12 protein-coding genes and 7 tRNA genes are annotated in these 16,569 nt (G+C 55.2%); 17 read left to right on the forward strand and 2 right to left on the reverse strand.

All coding sequences use genetic code 11. The features are described from left to right. Window positions 1-15: 15 nt before the first annotated feature. Window positions 16-1,968: a PTS N-acetyl glucosamine transporter subunit IIABC gene (gene nagE / locus KK102_RS06400; RefSeq protein WP_126544176.1), complete on the reverse strand. Its 1,953-nt coding sequence runs from the start codon at window positions 1,966-1,968 to the stop codon at window positions 16-18. 327 nt (window positions 1,969-2,295) lie between these two features. On the opposite strand from nagE, the gene nagB reads away from it, so the two are divergent. The 12 genes from nagB (at window position 2,296) to KK102_RS06460 (ending at window position 9,165) form a co-directional block, all read left to right on the forward strand. After that, window positions 2,296-3,096 (forward strand): glucosamine-6-phosphate deaminase, encoded by an 801-nt coding sequence (gene nagB / locus KK102_RS06405; protein WP_126544175.1) that lies wholly within the window; start codon window positions 2,296-2,298, stop codon window positions 3,094-3,096. Between the two features lie 55 nt (window positions 3,097-3,151). Continuing rightward, window positions 3,152-4,300 (forward strand): N-acetylglucosamine-6-phosphate deacetylase, encoded by a 1,149-nt coding sequence (gene nagA, locus KK102_RS06410; RefSeq protein WP_216357215.1) that lies wholly within the window; start codon window positions 3,152-3,154, stop codon window positions 4,298-4,300. 8 nt (window positions 4,301-4,308) lie between these two features. Then, window positions 4,309-5,529, forward strand: coding sequence for a DNA-binding transcriptional regulator NagC (gene nagC, locus KK102_RS06415; RefSeq protein ID WP_126544173.1), 1,221 nt, complete (start codon window positions 4,309-4,311; stop codon window positions 5,527-5,529). 45 nt (window positions 5,530-5,574) lie between these two features. Continuing rightward, window positions 5,575-6,327, forward strand: coding sequence for a ribonucleotide monophosphatase NagD (nagD, locus tag KK102_RS06420; RefSeq protein ID WP_126544172.1), 753 nt, complete (start codon window positions 5,575-5,577; stop codon window positions 6,325-6,327). A gap of 250 nt (window positions 6,328-6,577) precedes the next feature. Further along, window positions 6,578-8,242, forward strand: coding sequence for an asparagine synthase B (gene asnB, locus KK102_RS06425; protein WP_021242994.1), 1,665 nt, complete (start codon window positions 6,578-6,580; stop codon window positions 8,240-8,242). A gap of 226 nt (window positions 8,243-8,468) precedes the next feature. Further along, window positions 8,469-8,545: transfer RNA gene (locus KK102_RS06430), tRNA-Met, on the forward strand. An 8-nt stretch (window positions 8,546-8,553) separates the two neighbouring features. Further along, window positions 8,554-8,638, forward strand: a tRNA-Leu gene (locus tag KK102_RS06435). 23 nt (window positions 8,639-8,661) lie between these two features. Further along, window positions 8,662-8,736, forward strand: a tRNA-Gln gene (locus KK102_RS06440). A 32-nt stretch (window positions 8,737-8,768) separates the two neighbouring features. After that, a tRNA-Gln gene (locus tag KK102_RS06445) sits at window positions 8,769-8,843 on the forward strand. Between the two features lie 17 nt (window positions 8,844-8,860). After that, a tRNA-Met gene (locus tag KK102_RS06450) sits at window positions 8,861-8,937 on the forward strand. A 41-nt stretch (window positions 8,938-8,978) separates the two neighbouring features. After that, window positions 8,979-9,053: transfer RNA gene (locus KK102_RS06455), tRNA-Gln, on the forward strand. Window positions 9,054-9,090: 37 nt separating this feature from the next. Beyond that, window positions 9,091-9,165: transfer RNA gene (locus KK102_RS06460), tRNA-Gln, on the forward strand. Window positions 9,166-9,272: 107 nt separating this feature from the next. On the opposite strand, the gene ubiF is transcribed toward KK102_RS06460, so the two are convergent. Then, window positions 9,273-10,448 carry a 3-demethoxyubiquinol 3-hydroxylase gene (ubiF, locus tag KK102_RS06465; protein ID WP_126544170.1) on the reverse strand — a complete coding sequence of 392 codons (1,176 nt, stop codon included), beginning with the start codon at window positions 10,446-10,448 and terminating at the stop codon, window positions 9,273-9,275. 135 nt (window positions 10,449-10,583) lie between these two features. Between ubiF and miaB the strand changes: the two genes are divergently transcribed. The 5 genes from miaB to lnt all read left to right on the forward strand — a co-directional run bounded on the left by miaB (window position 10,584) and on the right by lnt (window position 16,183). Next, a complete protein-coding gene (gene miaB, locus KK102_RS06470) occupies window positions 10,584-12,008 on the forward strand; it encodes a tRNA (N6-isopentenyl adenosine(37)-C2)-methylthiotransferase MiaB (protein ID WP_216357216.1) in 1,425 nt (474 codons plus the stop codon). Window positions 12,009-12,160: 152 nt separating this feature from the next. Beyond that, window positions 12,161-13,207: a PhoH family protein gene (locus KK102_RS06475; RefSeq protein WP_080327896.1), complete on the forward strand. Its 1,047-nt coding sequence runs from the start codon at window positions 12,161-12,163 to the stop codon at window positions 13,205-13,207. After that, a complete protein-coding gene (gene ybeY / locus KK102_RS06480) occupies window positions 13,204-13,671 on the forward strand; it encodes an rRNA maturation RNase YbeY (RefSeq protein WP_010428616.1) in 468 nt (155 codons plus the stop codon). Before KK102_RS06475 ends, ybeY begins: the two co-directional genes overlap by 4 nt. 89 nt (window positions 13,672-13,760) lie before the next feature. Continuing rightward, window positions 13,761-14,639, forward strand: coding sequence for a CNNM family magnesium/cobalt transport protein CorC (gene corC, locus KK102_RS06485; RefSeq protein ID WP_010428614.1), 879 nt, complete (start codon window positions 13,761-13,763; stop codon window positions 14,637-14,639). A gap of 5 nt (window positions 14,640-14,644) precedes the next feature. After that, window positions 14,645-16,183: an apolipoprotein N-acyltransferase gene (gene lnt, locus KK102_RS06490; protein WP_216357217.1), complete on the forward strand. Its 1,539-nt coding sequence runs from the start codon at window positions 14,645-14,647 to the stop codon at window positions 16,181-16,183. Window positions 16,184-16,569 lie beyond the last annotated feature (386 nt).

Below are 16,569 nucleotides of genomic sequence, written 5' to 3' on the forward strand. Positions count from 1 at the left end.
TCTACTCAGGAGCGATTACTTGCCTTTAATCTCGTACAGCGGGGTTTGACCCGCAACCACCTGACCTTTCGCCTGGATAACCAGACCGCTGAAGTCGTCGATATTGCTGCACACCACCGGGCTTATCATCGAGCGCGCGTTAGCGTTCAGGAAGTCCAGATCCATTTCCAGAATCGGCTGGCCAGCCACTACTTCTGCACCCTCTTCCACCAGGCGAGTAAAGCCCTGGCCGTTCAGCGCAACGGTATCGATACCCATGTGGACAACGATCTCCGCGCCTTTTTCCGTTTCGAGGCAGAACGCGTGGTTGGTGTTGAAGATTTTCACGATGGTACCGGCAGCTGGAGACACAACGGTTTTATCCGTTGGCTTCACGGCGACGCCGTCACCGACCGCTTTGCTGGCGAAGGCTTCATCAGGTACCTGCTCAAGGTCAACCACGTCACCCGTTACCGGAGAGACCAGCGCGGCCACCGTCACGGCGTTAGGCACGGCCTGCGGCTTCGCTACCGGGGCAGCGGTCGACGCCGGCGCGCTGTCGGCTGATGCCGCCGCGACCGGGCCACGGGCAACCACTTTCTTCATTTCGTCACCGATGGATTCCGCTTTGGCACCCACGATAACCTGAATAGTTTGTTTGTTCAGTTTAACCACGCCCGATGCACCAAGGCGTTTACACATTGCGTCGCTGACGCGTGCAGAGTCACCCACCGTCAGACGCAGACGGGTGATGCAGGCATCAATGGCTTTCAGGTTATCAGTCCCCCCGACGGCAGCGATATAGCTGGTCGCCAGTTGAGTCAGACCCTCTTCGGTATTGCTGTTGGCTTCGCTGGTTACAACGTCGTCATTGGTATCTTCACGGCCCGGCGTTTTGAGGTTAAACATACGAATAACCGCAGTGAACAGCACGAAGTAGATGACGAAGAAGACCAGACCCATTACCACCAGCATCCAGACGTTCTTGCTTGCCGCCGGCAGGTTGTACATCAACACGTAGTCGATCGCGCCTGCAGAGAAGGAGAAGCCAGCATGAATGCCCAGCAGGGTCGCCACAAAGAGGCTGATACCGGTAAGCACCGCATGCATGAGGTACAGCACCGGCGCCAGGAACATGAACAGGAATTCCAGCGGCTCGGTTACACCGGTCAGGAACGCGGTAATCGCAACGGACAGCAGCATGCCGCCAACCATTGGGCGACGCGCTTTTGGCGCAGCCAGGTACATCGCCAGCGCAGCGCCCGGCAGACCAAACATCATGATTGGGAAGAAGCCAGACATGAACATGCCTGCGGTGCCGTCACCCGCGTAGAAGCGGTTAATATCGCCGTGGAATACGGTGCCCGCAGCATTGGTGAACTCACCAATCTGGAACCATGCGATAGTGTTCAGCACCTGATGCAGACCGGTTGGGATCAGCAGACGGTTGATAAACCCAAAGATACCTGAGCCCACTGCACCCGCTGAAACAATCCACTCACCGCCCGCATGGATCGCATGCTGTACCGGTGGCCAGACGTAGCCAAAGATAGCGGCCAGAACCAGACAGAAGAAGCCCGTCGCGATCGGCACGAAACGTTTGCCGCCAAAGAAACTCAGGAAGTCTGGCAGCTTAATGTTTGCCCAACGGTTGTACACAGCACCGCCGACCAGACCGGTAATGATACCTGCCAGCACGCCCATGTTGATTTCTGGGTTAATCGTTACCATCGCTTTCGTCAGGATGAAATAACCGACTGCCCCTGCCAGCGCTGCGGCACCCGCGCTGTCTTTTGACCAGCTTGATGCCACACCGATGGCGAAAATCAGCGCCAGGTTGTCAAAAATAGCACCGCCAGCCTGGGCAATAAACGGTACGTTAAGAAGATCGGGTTGCCCGAATCGCAGCAGCAGCGCTGCAACCGGTAGCACGGCGATAGGGAGCTGCAAAGCCCTACCTAGGCGCTGGAAAAAACCTAAAATATTCATCCTATTCCCCCTACGAGACCCTTTTTTCAGGCTCGTGCATAAACTATGTTTTTATTGTGTCACGAACGATAGATACCGTTGATAATTCACTGGCAGTCTGAGTGTGTGAAAAATTAATTCGTATCGCAAATTAAACACCTATTTTTTGTGATTTTTGTCACCAAATATCGTATTCAACCCTCCCTTACACTGGCTAACAGCGAAAACTTATTTTATCATTCAAAAAATCAAGGCGGTTTGATCCGGCCTGAAAGTTTCCAGGTTACGCTTTAGTATCAGGTTCCGAAGCCATCCGCCCACTCTTCTACTTAAACTTTGAGGTGAACAATGAGACTGATTCCCCTGGCAACTGCTGAACAAGTTGGTAAATGGGCCGCTCGCCATATCGTAAACCGCATTAACGCGTTTAAGCCGACCGCCGATCGTCCTTTCGTTCTTGGCCTGCCAACCGGCGGCACGCCGCTGACCGCCTACAAGGCGCTGGTTGAGATGCATAAAGCAGGCCAGGTTAGCTTCAAACATGTTGTGACCTTCAACATGGATGAATACGTTGGCTTACCGAAAGACCACCCGGAAAGCTACCATAGCTTCATGCACCGTAATTTCTTTGATCACGTTGATATCCCTGCTGAAAATATTAACCTGCTGAATGGAAACGCGCCGGATATTGACGCAGAATGCCGTCAGTATGAAGAAAAAATCCGTTCTTACGGTAAAATCCACCTGTTCATGGGTGGCGTGGGCAACGACGGTCATATCGCGTTCAACGAACCAGCGTCTTCTCTGGCTTCCCGTACCCGTATTAAAACGCTGACCCATGACACCCGCGTGGCAAACTCCCGTTTCTTTGACGGCGACGTGAACCAGGTTCCAAAATACGCCCTGACCGTTGGCGTAGGTACCCTGCTGGATGCCGAAGAAGTGATGATCCTGGTACTGGGCGCCGTGAAAGCGCAGGCACTCCAGGCTGCCGTTGAAGGCAACGTTAACCATATGTGGACCATCAGCTGCCTGCAGCTGCATCCTAAAGCCGTCGTCGTGTGTGACGAACCGTCCACGATGGAGCTGAAAGTGAAAACGCTGAAATACTTCAACGAGTTAGAAGCCGAGAACATCAAAGGTCTGTAATTGAATAACCGCCTCTTTATCAAGAGGCGGCCGCTTTTTTTAACCGGGGGTCGTTATGTACGCTTTAACCCACGGTCGGATTTATACCGGCCATGAAATTCTGGATGACCACGCGATTGTTATCGCGAATGGCCTGATTGAACGTGTTTGCCCGCTGGCAGAGCTGCCACCGGAGATTGAACAGCGCTCACTCAATGGAGCAGTAATCTCCCCCGGTTTCATCGACGTACAGCTCAACGGCTGCGGCGGTGTGCAATTCAATGATACCGCCGATGCGGTAACGGTAGAAACGCTGGAGATCATGCAGAAAGCCAACGAGAAATCGGGCTGCACCAGCTATTTGCCAACGCTCATTACCAGCAGTGATGAGCTGATGAAGCAGGGTATCCGCGTGATGCGCGAATATCTGGCCAAACACCCTAACCAGGCGCTGGGTCTGCACCTTGAAGGGCCATGGCTAAACATGGTCAAGAAAGGAACGCATAACCCGGATTACGTGCGTAAGCCTGATGTGGAGCTGGTTGACTACATGTGTGCCAACGCCGATGTGATCACCAAAGTGACGCTGGCACCTGAAATGACCGGCACGGACGTCATTAGCAAGCTGGCTGGCGCCGGGATCGTGGTTTCAGCAGGCCACTCAAACGCCACGCAGAAAGAAGCGAAAGCCGGTTTCCGCGCGGGCATTACCTTTGCGACGCACCTGTATAACGCCATGCCGTATATCACGGGGCGTGAACCGGGTCTGGTCGGGGCGATTCTGGATGAGCCAGACGTCTACTGCGGCATTATCGCAGACGGCTTGCACGTCGATTACACCAACATTCGCAACGCCAAACGCCTGAAAGGTGACAAGCTTTGCCTGGTAACGGACGCTACCGCACCGGCAGGTGCAAATATTGAGCAGTTCATTTTTGCCGGTAAAACAATATACTACCGCAATGGACTCTGTGTGGATGAAAACGGTACGCTGAGCGGTTCCTCTTTGACCATGATTGAAGGGGTGCGTAACCTGGTTGAGCACTGCGGGATTGCGCTTGAGGAAGCCCTGCGCATGGCAACCCTTTATCCGGCCCGAGCAATCGGCGTGGATAAACAGCTCGGCGGAATTGCACCGGGTATGGTTGCAAACCTGACGGCGTTCACACACGATTATAAAATTATTAAGACCATCGTTAATGGTAACGAGGTCGTCACTGAGTAAGTAAAAGTATGACACCAGGCGGACAAGCTCAAATCGGTAATGTCGATCTCGTTAAACAACTTAACAGCGCGGCAGTTTATCGCCTGATTGACTCACACGGGCCAATCTCTCGAATTCAGATAGCCGAACAAAGCCAGCTTGCCCCCGCCAGCGTAACAAAAATTACGCGTCAGCTTATTGAGCGCGGTCTGATCAAAGAAGTCGATCAGCAGGCCTCCACCGGGGGCCGCCGCGCCATCTCCATCATTACCGAAACCCGCAATTTCCAGGCGATTGGCGTGCGTCTTGGTCGTCATGACACCACCCTTACGCTTTACGATCTGAGCAGCAAAGCCATCGCTGAAGAGCACTATCCGCTTCCGGAGCGCACCCAGGAGACGCTGGAGCACGCGCTGCTGAACACCATCGCGCACTTTATTGAGAGCTGTCAGCGTAAGATCCGCGAACTTATTGCTATCTCAGTGATCCTGCCCGGTCTTGTCGACCCGGAAAGCGGCGTGATTCGCTATATGCCGCACATTCAGGTTGAAAACTGGGGGCTGGTCGACGCGCTGGAAAAGCGCTTTAAAGTGACCTGCTTTGTGGGTCACGATATTCGCTCGCTGGCGCTGGCTGAGCACTACTTTGGTGCGAGCCAGGACTGCGAAGACTCTATTCTGGTGCGCGTACACCGGGGAACGGGTGCGGGCATTATCTCGAATGGCCGCATTTTTATAGGCCGCAACGGCAACGTCGGCGAGATTGGTCACATTCAGGTTGAGCCCCTCGGCGAGCGCTGCCACTGCGGCAACTTTGGCTGCCTTGAAACGGTTGCCGCCAACGCCGCCATCGAGCACCGCGTTCGCCATCTGCTGGAACAGGGCTATCAAAGCCGCGTAACGCTGAACGACTGTAAGATCGGCACCATCTGCAAAGCCGCGAATAAAGGTGACGCGCTGGCCTGCGAAGTGATCGAGCAGGTTGGACGCCATCTTGGTAAAACCATCGCCATTGCCATCAACCTGTTTAACCCGCAAAAAGTCGTGATTGCCGGGGAAATCGTCGAAGCTGAAAAAGTCTTACTGCCCGCCATTGAAGGTTGCATCAATACCCAGGCGCTGAAAGCGTTTCGTCAGAATTTACCGGTAGTGAGATCTACGCTGGATCACCGCTCCGCAATTGGTGCTTTTGCTCTGGTAAAACGCGCCATGCTCAACGGGATCCTGCTCCAGCATTTGCTGGAAAGTTGATCGGGACTTATAGTAACGCCTTCTTTTTTTGATGTCGGATTGTCCATGACCATTAAGAATGTAATTTGTGATATCGACGGCGTGCTGATGCACGACAACGTTGCCGTGCCGGGTGCTGCGGAGTTTCTTCACCGCATCATCGACAAAGGAATGCCACTGGTTCTTCTCACGAACTACCCTTCCCAAACCGGTCAGGATCTGGCAAACCGCTTTGCCACGGCGGGCGTCAACGTGCCGGACAGCGTGTTTTATACCTCCGCAATGGCAACCGCTGATTTTCTGAAGCGTCAGGAAGGAAAAAAGGCCTATGTCGTTGGTGAAGGCGCGCTGATCCACGAGCTGTATAAAGCAGGCTTTACCATTACCGATGTGAACCCGGACTTTGTGATTGTCGGCGAAACGCGCTCCTTTAACTGGGAGATGATGCATAAAGCTGCGTATTTTGTCGCCAGCGGCGCGCGCTTTATCGCCACTAACCCGGATACGCACGGCCGCGGTTTTTATCCGGCCTGCGGCGCGCTGTGCGCCGGTATCGAAAAAATCTCCGGTCGTCAGCCGTTCGTTGTCGGGAAACCGAGCCCGTGGATCGTTCGTGCCGCGCTGAACAAAATGCAGGCCCACTCTGAAGAAACCGTGATTGTCGGCGACAACCTGCGCACCGATATTCTGGCCGGTTTCCAGGCGGGCCTGGAGACGATTTTGGTCCTCTCTGGCGTCTCTCAGCTTGATGACATAGACGCGATGCCGTTCCGGCCAAGCTGGATATACCCCTCCGTCGACGAAATCGACATCATCTGATTCCGAACCACGCCTCAGGGCGTGGTTTTTTTATTTTCTCGCCTGTAAAACACAACTGCATCTAACGGAAAAGTACTTTCATTGCATAATCATCAATAAAAGTGCTCACGACATACGCATTTTTCACAGATCGGCAACCGCCATTGCACTATTTCCGTTTTCACCCGTAAAACGCTTGCGCGCCCTGCCCCTTTGCGGCATTTTCATAAGCAAGCAACATTACAAAGCAACAGGGTTAACGGAGAAGGTTATGTGTTCAATTTTTGGCGTACTGGATATTAAAACTGACGCAGGCGAACTGCGTAAAAAGGCACTCGAACTGTCCCGCCTGATGCGCCATCGCGGACCGGACTGGTCAGGCGTTTACGCCAGTGACAAAGCGATTCTGGCTCACGAACGTCTGTCTATTGTTGACGTCAACGCCGGTGCACAGCCGCTGTATAACGAGAAAAAAACGCACGCGCTGGCTGTCAACGGTGAGATCTACAACCACCAGGCGCTGCGCGCCGAGTACGGCGACCGCTACGCGTTCCAGACCGGTTCTGACTGTGAAGTGATCCTGGCGCTTTATCAGGAGAAAGGCCCGGAGTTCCTGGACGACCTGCAGGGCATGTTCGCCTTCGCGCTGTACGACAGCGAAAAAGACGCTTACCTGATTGGCCGCGACCACATCGGTATTATCCCGCTGTACATGGGCCACGATGAACACGGCAACTTCTACGTTGCCTCTGAAATGAAAGCCCTGGTGCCGGTCTGCCGCACCATCAAAGAGTTCCCGGCGGGCAGCTACCTGTGGAGCAAAGACGGCGAGATCCGTCCGTACTATCAGCGTGACTGGTTCGACTACGACGCGGTAAAAGACAACGTCACCGACAAAGCCGAGCTGCGTCAGGCGCTGGAAGACTCCGTGAAAAGCCACCTGATGTCAGACGTGCCTTACGGCGTACTGCTCTCTGGCGGTCTGGACTCCTCCGTGATCTCCGCGATCACCAAGAAATTCGCGGCCCGTCGCGTGGAAGATCAGGAGCGCTCAGAAGCCTGGTGGCCACAGCTGCACTCCTTTGCCGTGGGCCTGGAAGGCGCACCTGACCTGAAAGCCGCGCAGGAAGTGGCAAACCACCTCGGCACCGTGCACCATGAAATTCACTTCACCGTGCAGGAAGGCCTGGATGCGATCCGCGATGTGATCTATCACATTGAAACCTATGACGTAACGACCATTCGCGCGTCTACGCCGATGTACCTGATGTCGCGTAAGATTAAAGCGATGGGCATCAAGATGGTGCTCTCCGGTGAAGGTTCTGACGAAGTGTTTGGCGGCTACCTGTACTTCCACAAAGCGCCGAATGCCAAAGAGCTGCACGAAGAGACCGTGCGTAAGCTGCAGGCGCTGCACATGTTCGACTGTGCGCGTGCCAACAAAGCGATGTCCGCATGGGGCGTGGAAGCGCGCGTGCCGTTCCTGGATAAGAAATTCCTCGACGTGGCGATGCGCATCAACCCGCAGGACAAAATGTGCGGCAACGGCAAAATGGAAAAACATATCCTGCGCGAATGTTTTGAATCCTACCTGCCGGCAAGCGTGGCGTGGCGTCAGAAAGAGCAGTTCTCTGATGGCGTAGGCTACAGCTGGATCGACACCCTGAAAGAGGTCGCGGCGAAACAGGTTTCTGACCAACAGCTGGAAACCGCAAGCTTCCGCTTCCCGTACAACACGCCGGGCTCGAAAGAAGCGTATCTCTACCGTGAAATTTTTGAAGAATTGTTCCCGGTACCGAGCGCTGCGGAGTGCGTGCCGGGTGGCCCGTCCGTCGCCTGCTCGTCTGCCAAAGCGATCGAATGGGATGAATCGTTCAAATCCATGAACGATCCGTCAGGACGTGCGGTAGGCGTTCACCAGTCAGCCTACAAATAATCGTGCATTTCATCATCAGGCCCTGCGGGGCCTGATTTTTTTTGCCCCGCTTTTGCACAGCTAAAAACGATTAATAACCAATAATTGCCGAATATTCGGTCACGCTGTTCGCAACCTAACCAAACAGTCACATTCCGGCTATTTTCGTTGAAAAAGGTGTTGACGCTGCAAGGGTCTATACGCATAATGCGCCCCGCAACGCCGATAAGGTAACGCGAAAAAAGATGGCTACGTAGCTCAGTTGGTTAGAGCACATCACTCATAATGATGGGGTCACAGGTTCGAATCCCGTCGTAGCCACCATCTTTTTTGCGGGAGTGGCGAAATTGGTAGACGCACCAGATTTAGGTTCTGGCGCCGCAAGGTGTGCGAGTTCAAGTCTCGCCTCCCGCACCATTCCCGGGTAAGCGTTGCACGGATGGGGTATCGCCAAGCGGTAAGGCACCGGTTTTTGATACCGGCATTCCCTGGTTCGAATCCAGGTACCCCAGCCATATTTCTTCGATTTTGCGGTTCTCCGCGGTATTGGGGTATCGCCAAGCGGTAAGGCACCGGTTTTTGATACCGGCATTCCCTGGTTCGAATCCAGGTACCCCAGCCATCGAAGATTGCAGTACTGGCTACGTAGCTCAGTTGGTTAGAGCACATCACTCATAATGATGGGGTCACAGGTTCGAATCCCGTCGTAGCCACCAAATTTAGATTATCGATGTTGCTCGGTAATGAAAAAAATTGTTGGGGTATCGCCAAGCGGTAAGGCACCGGATTCTGATTCCGGCATTCCGAGGTTCGAATCCTCGTACCCCAGCCAATTTAAAAAAGTCGTTAAGCAGTTTGTTTAACGCATTTGGGGTGTCGCCAAGCGGTAAGGCTCTGGTTTCTGATACCAGCATTCCGGGGTTCGAATCCCTGCACCCCAGCCACTTAAGTAACAAAAAAGCCCGCTCTGCGGGCTTTTTTGTTTTTGTACAGAATTGTGCGGCCTGATGCCCTCACCCTGGCCCTCTCCCACGGGGAGAGGGAAAAAAGTTTAGAGTCCGAGGGCGTACTTCAGGGCCTGACGCTTAAGACCACCGGCGCGTTCCGCTGCCATCAGGCCAATATTACGCAGAATGCGCACCGGGGCTACGTCATTGCTGAACCCGGCATAGAACAGATCCATTCCCGACTGCATGATGAAGTTATCCGCCATGCGCCGCGTCTGATAACGCTTTAGCACCTGATGGCTTGCCCAGTTCTCCGCGTGCCCGCGGGCGCTGCCCAGCACATCCAGTAACGCATCGACATCTCGATACCCCAGGTTCACGCCCTGCCCGGCCAGCGGATGAATGGTGTGTGCCGCATCCCCCACCAGCGCCAGCCCTTCACGGGCATACTGCAACGCATGACGGCGCGTGAGCGGGAACGCCCCGGCGGCGACCGGCGTGACGTGTCCCAGACGGCTCGGGAAGTGCAGCAGGATTTCGCGCTGCAGCTGTTCCATATTCATCCCCTGCAGCTGGCGAATACGCGCCGGTTTGTCGTACCACACCAGCGACGCCCAGTGATCGAACAGCGGTAAAAAGGCGTGCGGTCCGTTCGGGGTGAAGTGCTGCCAGGTGCTTTCGCCGGGCGCATTTTCACACTGAACGGTAATCAGCATGCAGGACTGCTGGTACTGCCAGGCATGGACGCCAATTCCAGCCATCTGCCTGACCTGCGAGTGAGCGCCATCCGCCCCGATGACCAGCTTCACGGCCAGCTCATCGCCGCTGTCGAGCGTCAGTAGATAGCCGCGCTCATGAGGATGCAGCGCCTTAAGCGACGCAGGGACGCGCAGCGTCACCTTCGGGTGCGCCTTCAGCGCCTGCCAGAGCGCCAGCTGGAGCACGTTGTTTTCCACCATATAACCCAGGCGCGGCAGCTTCAGCTCGGCAGCATCAAACGCGACGTGGGCATTTTCCCACTCCCAGGTTTCGAGACGGCTGTACGGATGCGCGCGCATCGCCTGCACCGCCTCCCAGACGCCCAGCCCGCGCAGCAGATCGACGGAAGCCGCGCTGATCGCGGAAATGCGCACATCCGGTTTGCTGCCGGGATCGAAGGCTGGCGGAGCCGCCTGTTCGATTACCGTTACCTCAAATCCCTGCTGCGCCAGCCCCAGCGCCAGCGCGCCGCCGACCATACCGCCGCCGACAACGGCAACTTCGGTGTGTAGGAGTGTCATGGTCAATTTTCCTTATTGGAGAATCCCTTAAGTTTACCGGATTTTTGCGGTCTTGAGGCTCCTAACCTTCATACTGGTCACAACCCCACCAAAGCATTACAATACGCGGCTTGCAATCCTGAGCTGAGCAAGTCGATGACTAAAAAACTCCATATAAAAACCTGGGGCTGTCAGATGAACGAATACGATTCATCGAAGATGGCCGATCTGCTGGATACCACCCACGGATACCAGCTGACTGAAAATGCGAAAGAAGCGGACGTGCTGCTGCTGAATACCTGTTCGATTCGTGAAAAAGCGCAGGAGAAAGTCTTTCACGTATTAGGCCGCTGGAAGCTTCTCAAGCGTAAAAATCCGGACCTGATCATCGGCGTGGGCGGCTGCGTCGCATCGCAGGAAGGTAAGCTGATCCGCCAGAGAGCGCCGTATGTGGATATTGTCTTTGGCCCACAGACCCTGCACCGCCTGCCAGAGATGATCAATAAGGTACGCGGCAACCGCAGCCCGGTCGTTGACGTCAGCTTCCCGGAGATCGAAAAGTTTGACCGTCTGCCAGAGCCGCGCGCGGATGGCCCGACGGCCTTCGTCTCCATCATGGAAGGATGCAACAAATACTGTACTTACTGCGTGGTGCCTTACACCCGCGGTGAAGAGGTCAGCCGTCCGGCAGACGATATTCTGTTTGAAATCGCGCAGCTTGCCGCACAGGGCGTTCGCGAAGTGAACCTGCTGGGCCAGAACGTTAACGCCTGGCGCGGGGAAAACTACGACGGCACCACCGGCAGCTTTGCCGAACTGCTGCGCCTGGTGGCCGCGATTGACGGTATCGACCGTATTCGCTTTACCACCAGCCATCCGATGGAATTCACCGACGATATCATCGATGTTTATCGCGACACACCTGAGCTGGTGAGCTTCCTGCACCTGCCGATTCAGTGCGGCTCTGACCGCGTGCTGAACCTGATGGGCCGCCCGCATACGGTGCTGGAGTATAAATCCACCATTCGTAAGCTGCTTGCCGCGCGTCCGGATATCCAGATCAGCTCCGACTTTATCGTTGGCTTCCCTGGCGAAACCACCGATGACTTCGAGCGCACCATGAAGCTCATCGGTGAAGTGAATTTTGACGTCAGCTACAGCTTCATCTTCTCCGCGCGTCCAGGAACACCAGCAGCAGACATGGTTGACGATGTGCCGGAAGAAGAGAAAAAGCAGCGTCTGTATATTCTGCAGGAGCGTATCAATCAGCAGGCCAACGCCTGGAGCCGCCGTATGCTCGGCACCGTTCAGCGCATTCTGGTGGAAGGTACCTCACGCAAGAGCATCATGGAACTGTCCGGTCGTACCGAGAACAACCGCGTGGTGAACTTTGAAGGCACCCCGGATATGATCGGTAAATTTGTGGACGTCGAAATTGTCGACGTGCTGACCAACTCGCTGCGCGCGAAAGTGGTCCGCACCGAAGACGAAATGGGCCTGCGAATTGCTGAATCTCCGGAATCCGTTATCTCTCGCACCCGCAAAGTCAACGATTCTGGCGTGGGCATTTACCAGCCGTAATCCTTCTGGCCTGCCTTTCCGGCAGGCCTTGTAATTCCTCTTGTCGTCCCAATATGCATAGCAATGCTTGCGCCTTTATTCTAAGGCGTGAATACTTTCGGTAATGACACTTTTATGTCGCCAGGCCTACAAAACACTCAAAGAGGAACGGTTTGAATATAGACACGCGTGAAATTAGCCTTGAGCCCGCCGACAACGCTCGCCTGCTGAGCCTGTGCGGGCCGTTTGATGACAACATCAAACAACTGGAACGACGTCTGGGTATCGAAATCAATCGTCGCGATAACCATTTCAAACTCACCGGACGCCCCATCTGCGTCAACGCGGCTGCGGATATTCTGCGCAGCCTGTATGTCGATACCGCCCCAATGCGCGGCGAGATTCAGGACATCGAACCGGAACAAATTCACCTCGCCATTAAAGAGGCTCGCGTGCTTGAGCAGAGCGCGGAGAGCGTGCCGGACTACGGCAAGGCGATCAACATCAAGACTAAACGCGGCGTCATCAAGCCGCGCACGCCAAACCAGGCGCAGTACATCGCCAATATTCTCGACCACGACATCACCTTCGGCGTGGGGCCGGCGGGTACGGGTAAAACCTATCTTGCCGTTGCCGCGGCGGTCGATGCGCTGGAGCGTCAGGAGATCCGACGTATCCTGCTGACCCGCCCTGCCGTTGAGGCCGGTGAAAAACTGGGCTTCCTGCCAGGCGATCTGAGCCAGAAGGTCGATCCGTATCTGCGCCCTTTATACGATGCGCTGTTCGAAATGCTGGGCTTTGAGAAAGTTGAAAAGCTGATTGAGCGTAACGTGATTGAAGTTGCCCCGCTGGCCTACATGCGTGGCCGCACGCTTAACGATGCGTTCATCATTCTCGATGAGAGCCAGAACACCACCATCGAACAGATGAAGATGTTCCTGACGCGTATCGGCTTTAACTCGAAAGCGGTGATTACCGGCGACGTCACCCAGATCGACCTGCCGCGCAGCACCAAATCTGGCCTGCGCCACGCCATTGAGGTTCTGGCTGAGGTCGATGAAATCAGCTTTAACTTCTTCCACAGTGAAGACGTCGTTCGCCACCCGGTGGTCGCGCGCATCGTTAACGCCTATGAAGCCTGGGAAGAGGCAGATCAAAAACGCAGGGCCGAACAGGCCGCGGAACGTAAGCGCGAAGCGCAGGAGCAAGAACAGAAATGAGTCAGGTGATCCTCGATTTACAGCTGGCCTGTGAAGACAATTCCGGCATGCCAGATGAGGCACAGTTTCAGAAATGGCTGGATGCGGTTATCCCCCAGTTTCAGGAAGAATCAGAAGTCACGATTCGGCTGGTGGATGAAGCAGAAAGCCATGAGCTTAACCTGACCTATCGCGGGAAAGATAAGCCGACCAACGTGCTCTCTTTCCCGTTCGAAGCGCCACCGGGCATCGAGATGCCGCTGCTTGGCGATCTGATCATCTGCCGTCAGGTGGTTGAACAGGAAGCCAAAGAGCAGCAAAAGCCGCTCGACGCCCACTGGGCGCATATGGTGGTACACGGCAGCCTGCACCTGCTGGGCTACGACCACATTGAAGATGACGAAGCGGAAGAGATGGAGTCCCTCGAGACAGAGATAATGCTTGCTCTGGGCTATGAGGATCCGTACATTGCCGAGAAAGAATAGTCGGTCTAGCGCCTGACTAACATGCCGCCGCGTAAGGACATAGCGCGGCGGTAAACATTGAACTCACAAGAGAACCCTTAACAAACGCCATGAGCGACGACAATTCACACAGTAGCGACACGACAAACAGTAAAAAGGGATTTTTCTCCCTCATTCTGAACCAGCTTTTCCACGGCGAACCGAAAAACCGTGATGAACTGCTGGAGCTGATTCGTGATTCCGGGCAGAACGACCTTATCGACGAAGATACGCGCGAAATGCTCGAAGGGGTTATGGACATCGCCGACCAGCGCGTCCGCGACATCATGATCCCCCGCTCGCAGATGATCACCCTGAAACGTAACCAGACGCTGGACGAGTGCCTCGATGTGATCATCGAATCCGCCCACTCGCGTTTCCCGGTCATCAGCGAAGACAAAGATCACATCGAAGGGATTTTGATGGCGAAAGATCTGCTGCCGTTTATGCGCAGCGATGCCGAAGCCTTCAGCATGGAAAAAGTGTTACGCCAGGCCGTGGTTGTGCCGGAAAGTAAACGTGTGGATCGGATGCTGAAAGAGTTTCGCTCACAGCGTTACCACATGGCGATTGTTATTGATGAATTCGGCGGCGTTTCCGGTCTGGTCACGATCGAGGATATCCTTGAGCTGATCGTGGGCGAAATCGAAGACGAGTACGACGAAGAAGAGGATATCGACTTCCGTCAGCTCAGCCGCCACACCTGGACCGTACGCGCGCTGGCCTCCATCGAAGACTTCAACGACGCCTTCGGAACCCACTTCAGCGATGAAGAGGTCGATACCATTGGCGGGCTGGTGATGCAGGCCTTTGGCCATCTCCCGGCGCGCGGTGAGACCGTTGACATCGACGGTTACCAGTTCAAAGTAGCCATGGCCGACAGCCGACGTATTATACAGGTTCATGTCAGAACGCCGGACGACTCACCGGTGCCAAAACTGGAAGATTAATGTAAATGGCATTTGCCCCACTGCTTGAACGCCAGCGCGTCCGTTTGCTGCTGGCGCTGTTACTCGGAGCCAGCGGTACGCTGGCTTTTTCTCCTTACGACATCTGGCCCGCGGCCATTCTCTCCCTGATGGGGCTTCAGGGTCTGACCCTGAACCGTCGTCCGGTACAGGCTGCCGCTATCGGCTACTTCTGGGGACTGGGGCTGTTTGGCTCTGGTATTAACTGGGTCTACGTCAGCATCGCGCAGTTTGGCGGCATGCCGGGGCCGGTTAACGTCTTCCTCGTTGTGCTGCTCGCCGCCTATCTCTCGCTCTATACCGGGCTCTTCGCAGGGATCCTCTCGCGTCTGTGGCCTAAAACCAGCTGGCTGCGCGTTGCCATTGCCGCGCCGGTTGTCTGGCAAATCACGGAATTCCTGCGCGGATGGGTACTCACCGGCTTCCCGTGGCTGCAGTTCGGCTACAGCCAGATTGACGGCCCGCTCAAAGGTCTGGCGCCGGTAATGGGAGTTGAAGCGATTAACTTCCTGCTGATGGTGGTGAGCGGCCTGCTGGTGCTGGCGCTGGTCATACGCTGCTGGAAGCCCCTGGCTGTGGCGCTGGTGCTTTTTGCCCTGCCCTTCCCGCTGCGCTATATCCAGTGGTTCACGCCTGAGCCCGAGCGCGCCATGCAGGTTTCCATGGTGCAGGGGAATATCCCGCAGTCCATGAAGTGGGACGAAAAAGAGCTGCTGAATACGCTGAAGATCTACGCCAACGCCACCGAAGAGGTGATGGGTAAATCCCAGCTGATTATCTGGCCGGAGTCTGCAATCCCCGATCTGGAAATTAACCAGCAACCGTTCCTCAATATGATGAACGATCTGCTGGTGGCGCGCGGCAGCACGCTGATCACCGGGATTGTCGATGCGCGCCTGAATCAGCAAAACCGCTACGACACCTTCAACACCATCATTACGCTCGGCAAAGACAGCGAATACAGCTACCACTCCACCGACCGGTACAATAAGAACCACCTGGTACCGTTTGGTGAATTTGTGCCGCTGGAGTCAATTCTGCGCCCGCTGGCACCGTTCTTTGACCTGCCGATGTCCTCCTTCAGCCGCGGCCCGTACGTTCAGCCTCAGCTGCACGCGCACGGTCTCGCCCTGACGGCGGCCATCTGTTATGAGATTATTCTCGGGGAACAGGTGCGCGATAACTTCCGCCCGGATACGGACTATCTGCTGACTATCTCCAACGATGCCTGGTTTGGTAAGTCAATCGGCCCGTGGCAACACTTCCAGATGGCTCGCATGCGCTCCCTGGAGCTGGCGCGTCCGCTGCTGCGCAGCACCAACAACGGCATCACCGCCGTGATTGGTCCTCAGGGTGAAATTCAGGCGATGATCCCGCAGTTTACCCGTGAGGTACTGACCACGAACGTCACCCCAACCACGGGGCTGACGCCGTACGCACGCACCGGCAACTGGCCGCTGTGGATTTTGACCGTGCTGTTCGGCTTTGGCGCGGTGCTGATGAGCCTGCGCCAGCGTCGTAAATAACCTTCCCTTCTGTTGCCGGGTGGCGCTGACGCTTGCCCGGCCTACATTTTTGCTCCCGTAGGTCGGGTAAGGCGCAGCCGCCACCCGACAATTCCCTCCAGACTCCAATTCTGGCACGCCTATTGCTTTGTTTATTCAGGTAAACGCAGTTTGGCTTAATGTGCAACTTTGTCGCACCAGCGTAGATCGTCGGTAGCACCGAAACGGTGCAACGGGAGATATTTGCCTCTGAATGGTGCGGCGCGCTTCGCAAAAATAAACAATAACGCAGCAAAATCTTTACATTAAGCCAGACTAAATGTTAACAAGCTTGCATAACACTGCACTCGCATAGCGCGAGATATAACAACATCACAATGGGTATCAATGCGTCACTGGCGCTGATA

The organism is Enterobacter quasimori, from assembly GCF_018597345.1.
GTDB classification, from domain to species: Bacteria; Pseudomonadota; Gammaproteobacteria; order Enterobacterales; family Enterobacteriaceae; genus Enterobacter; species Enterobacter mori.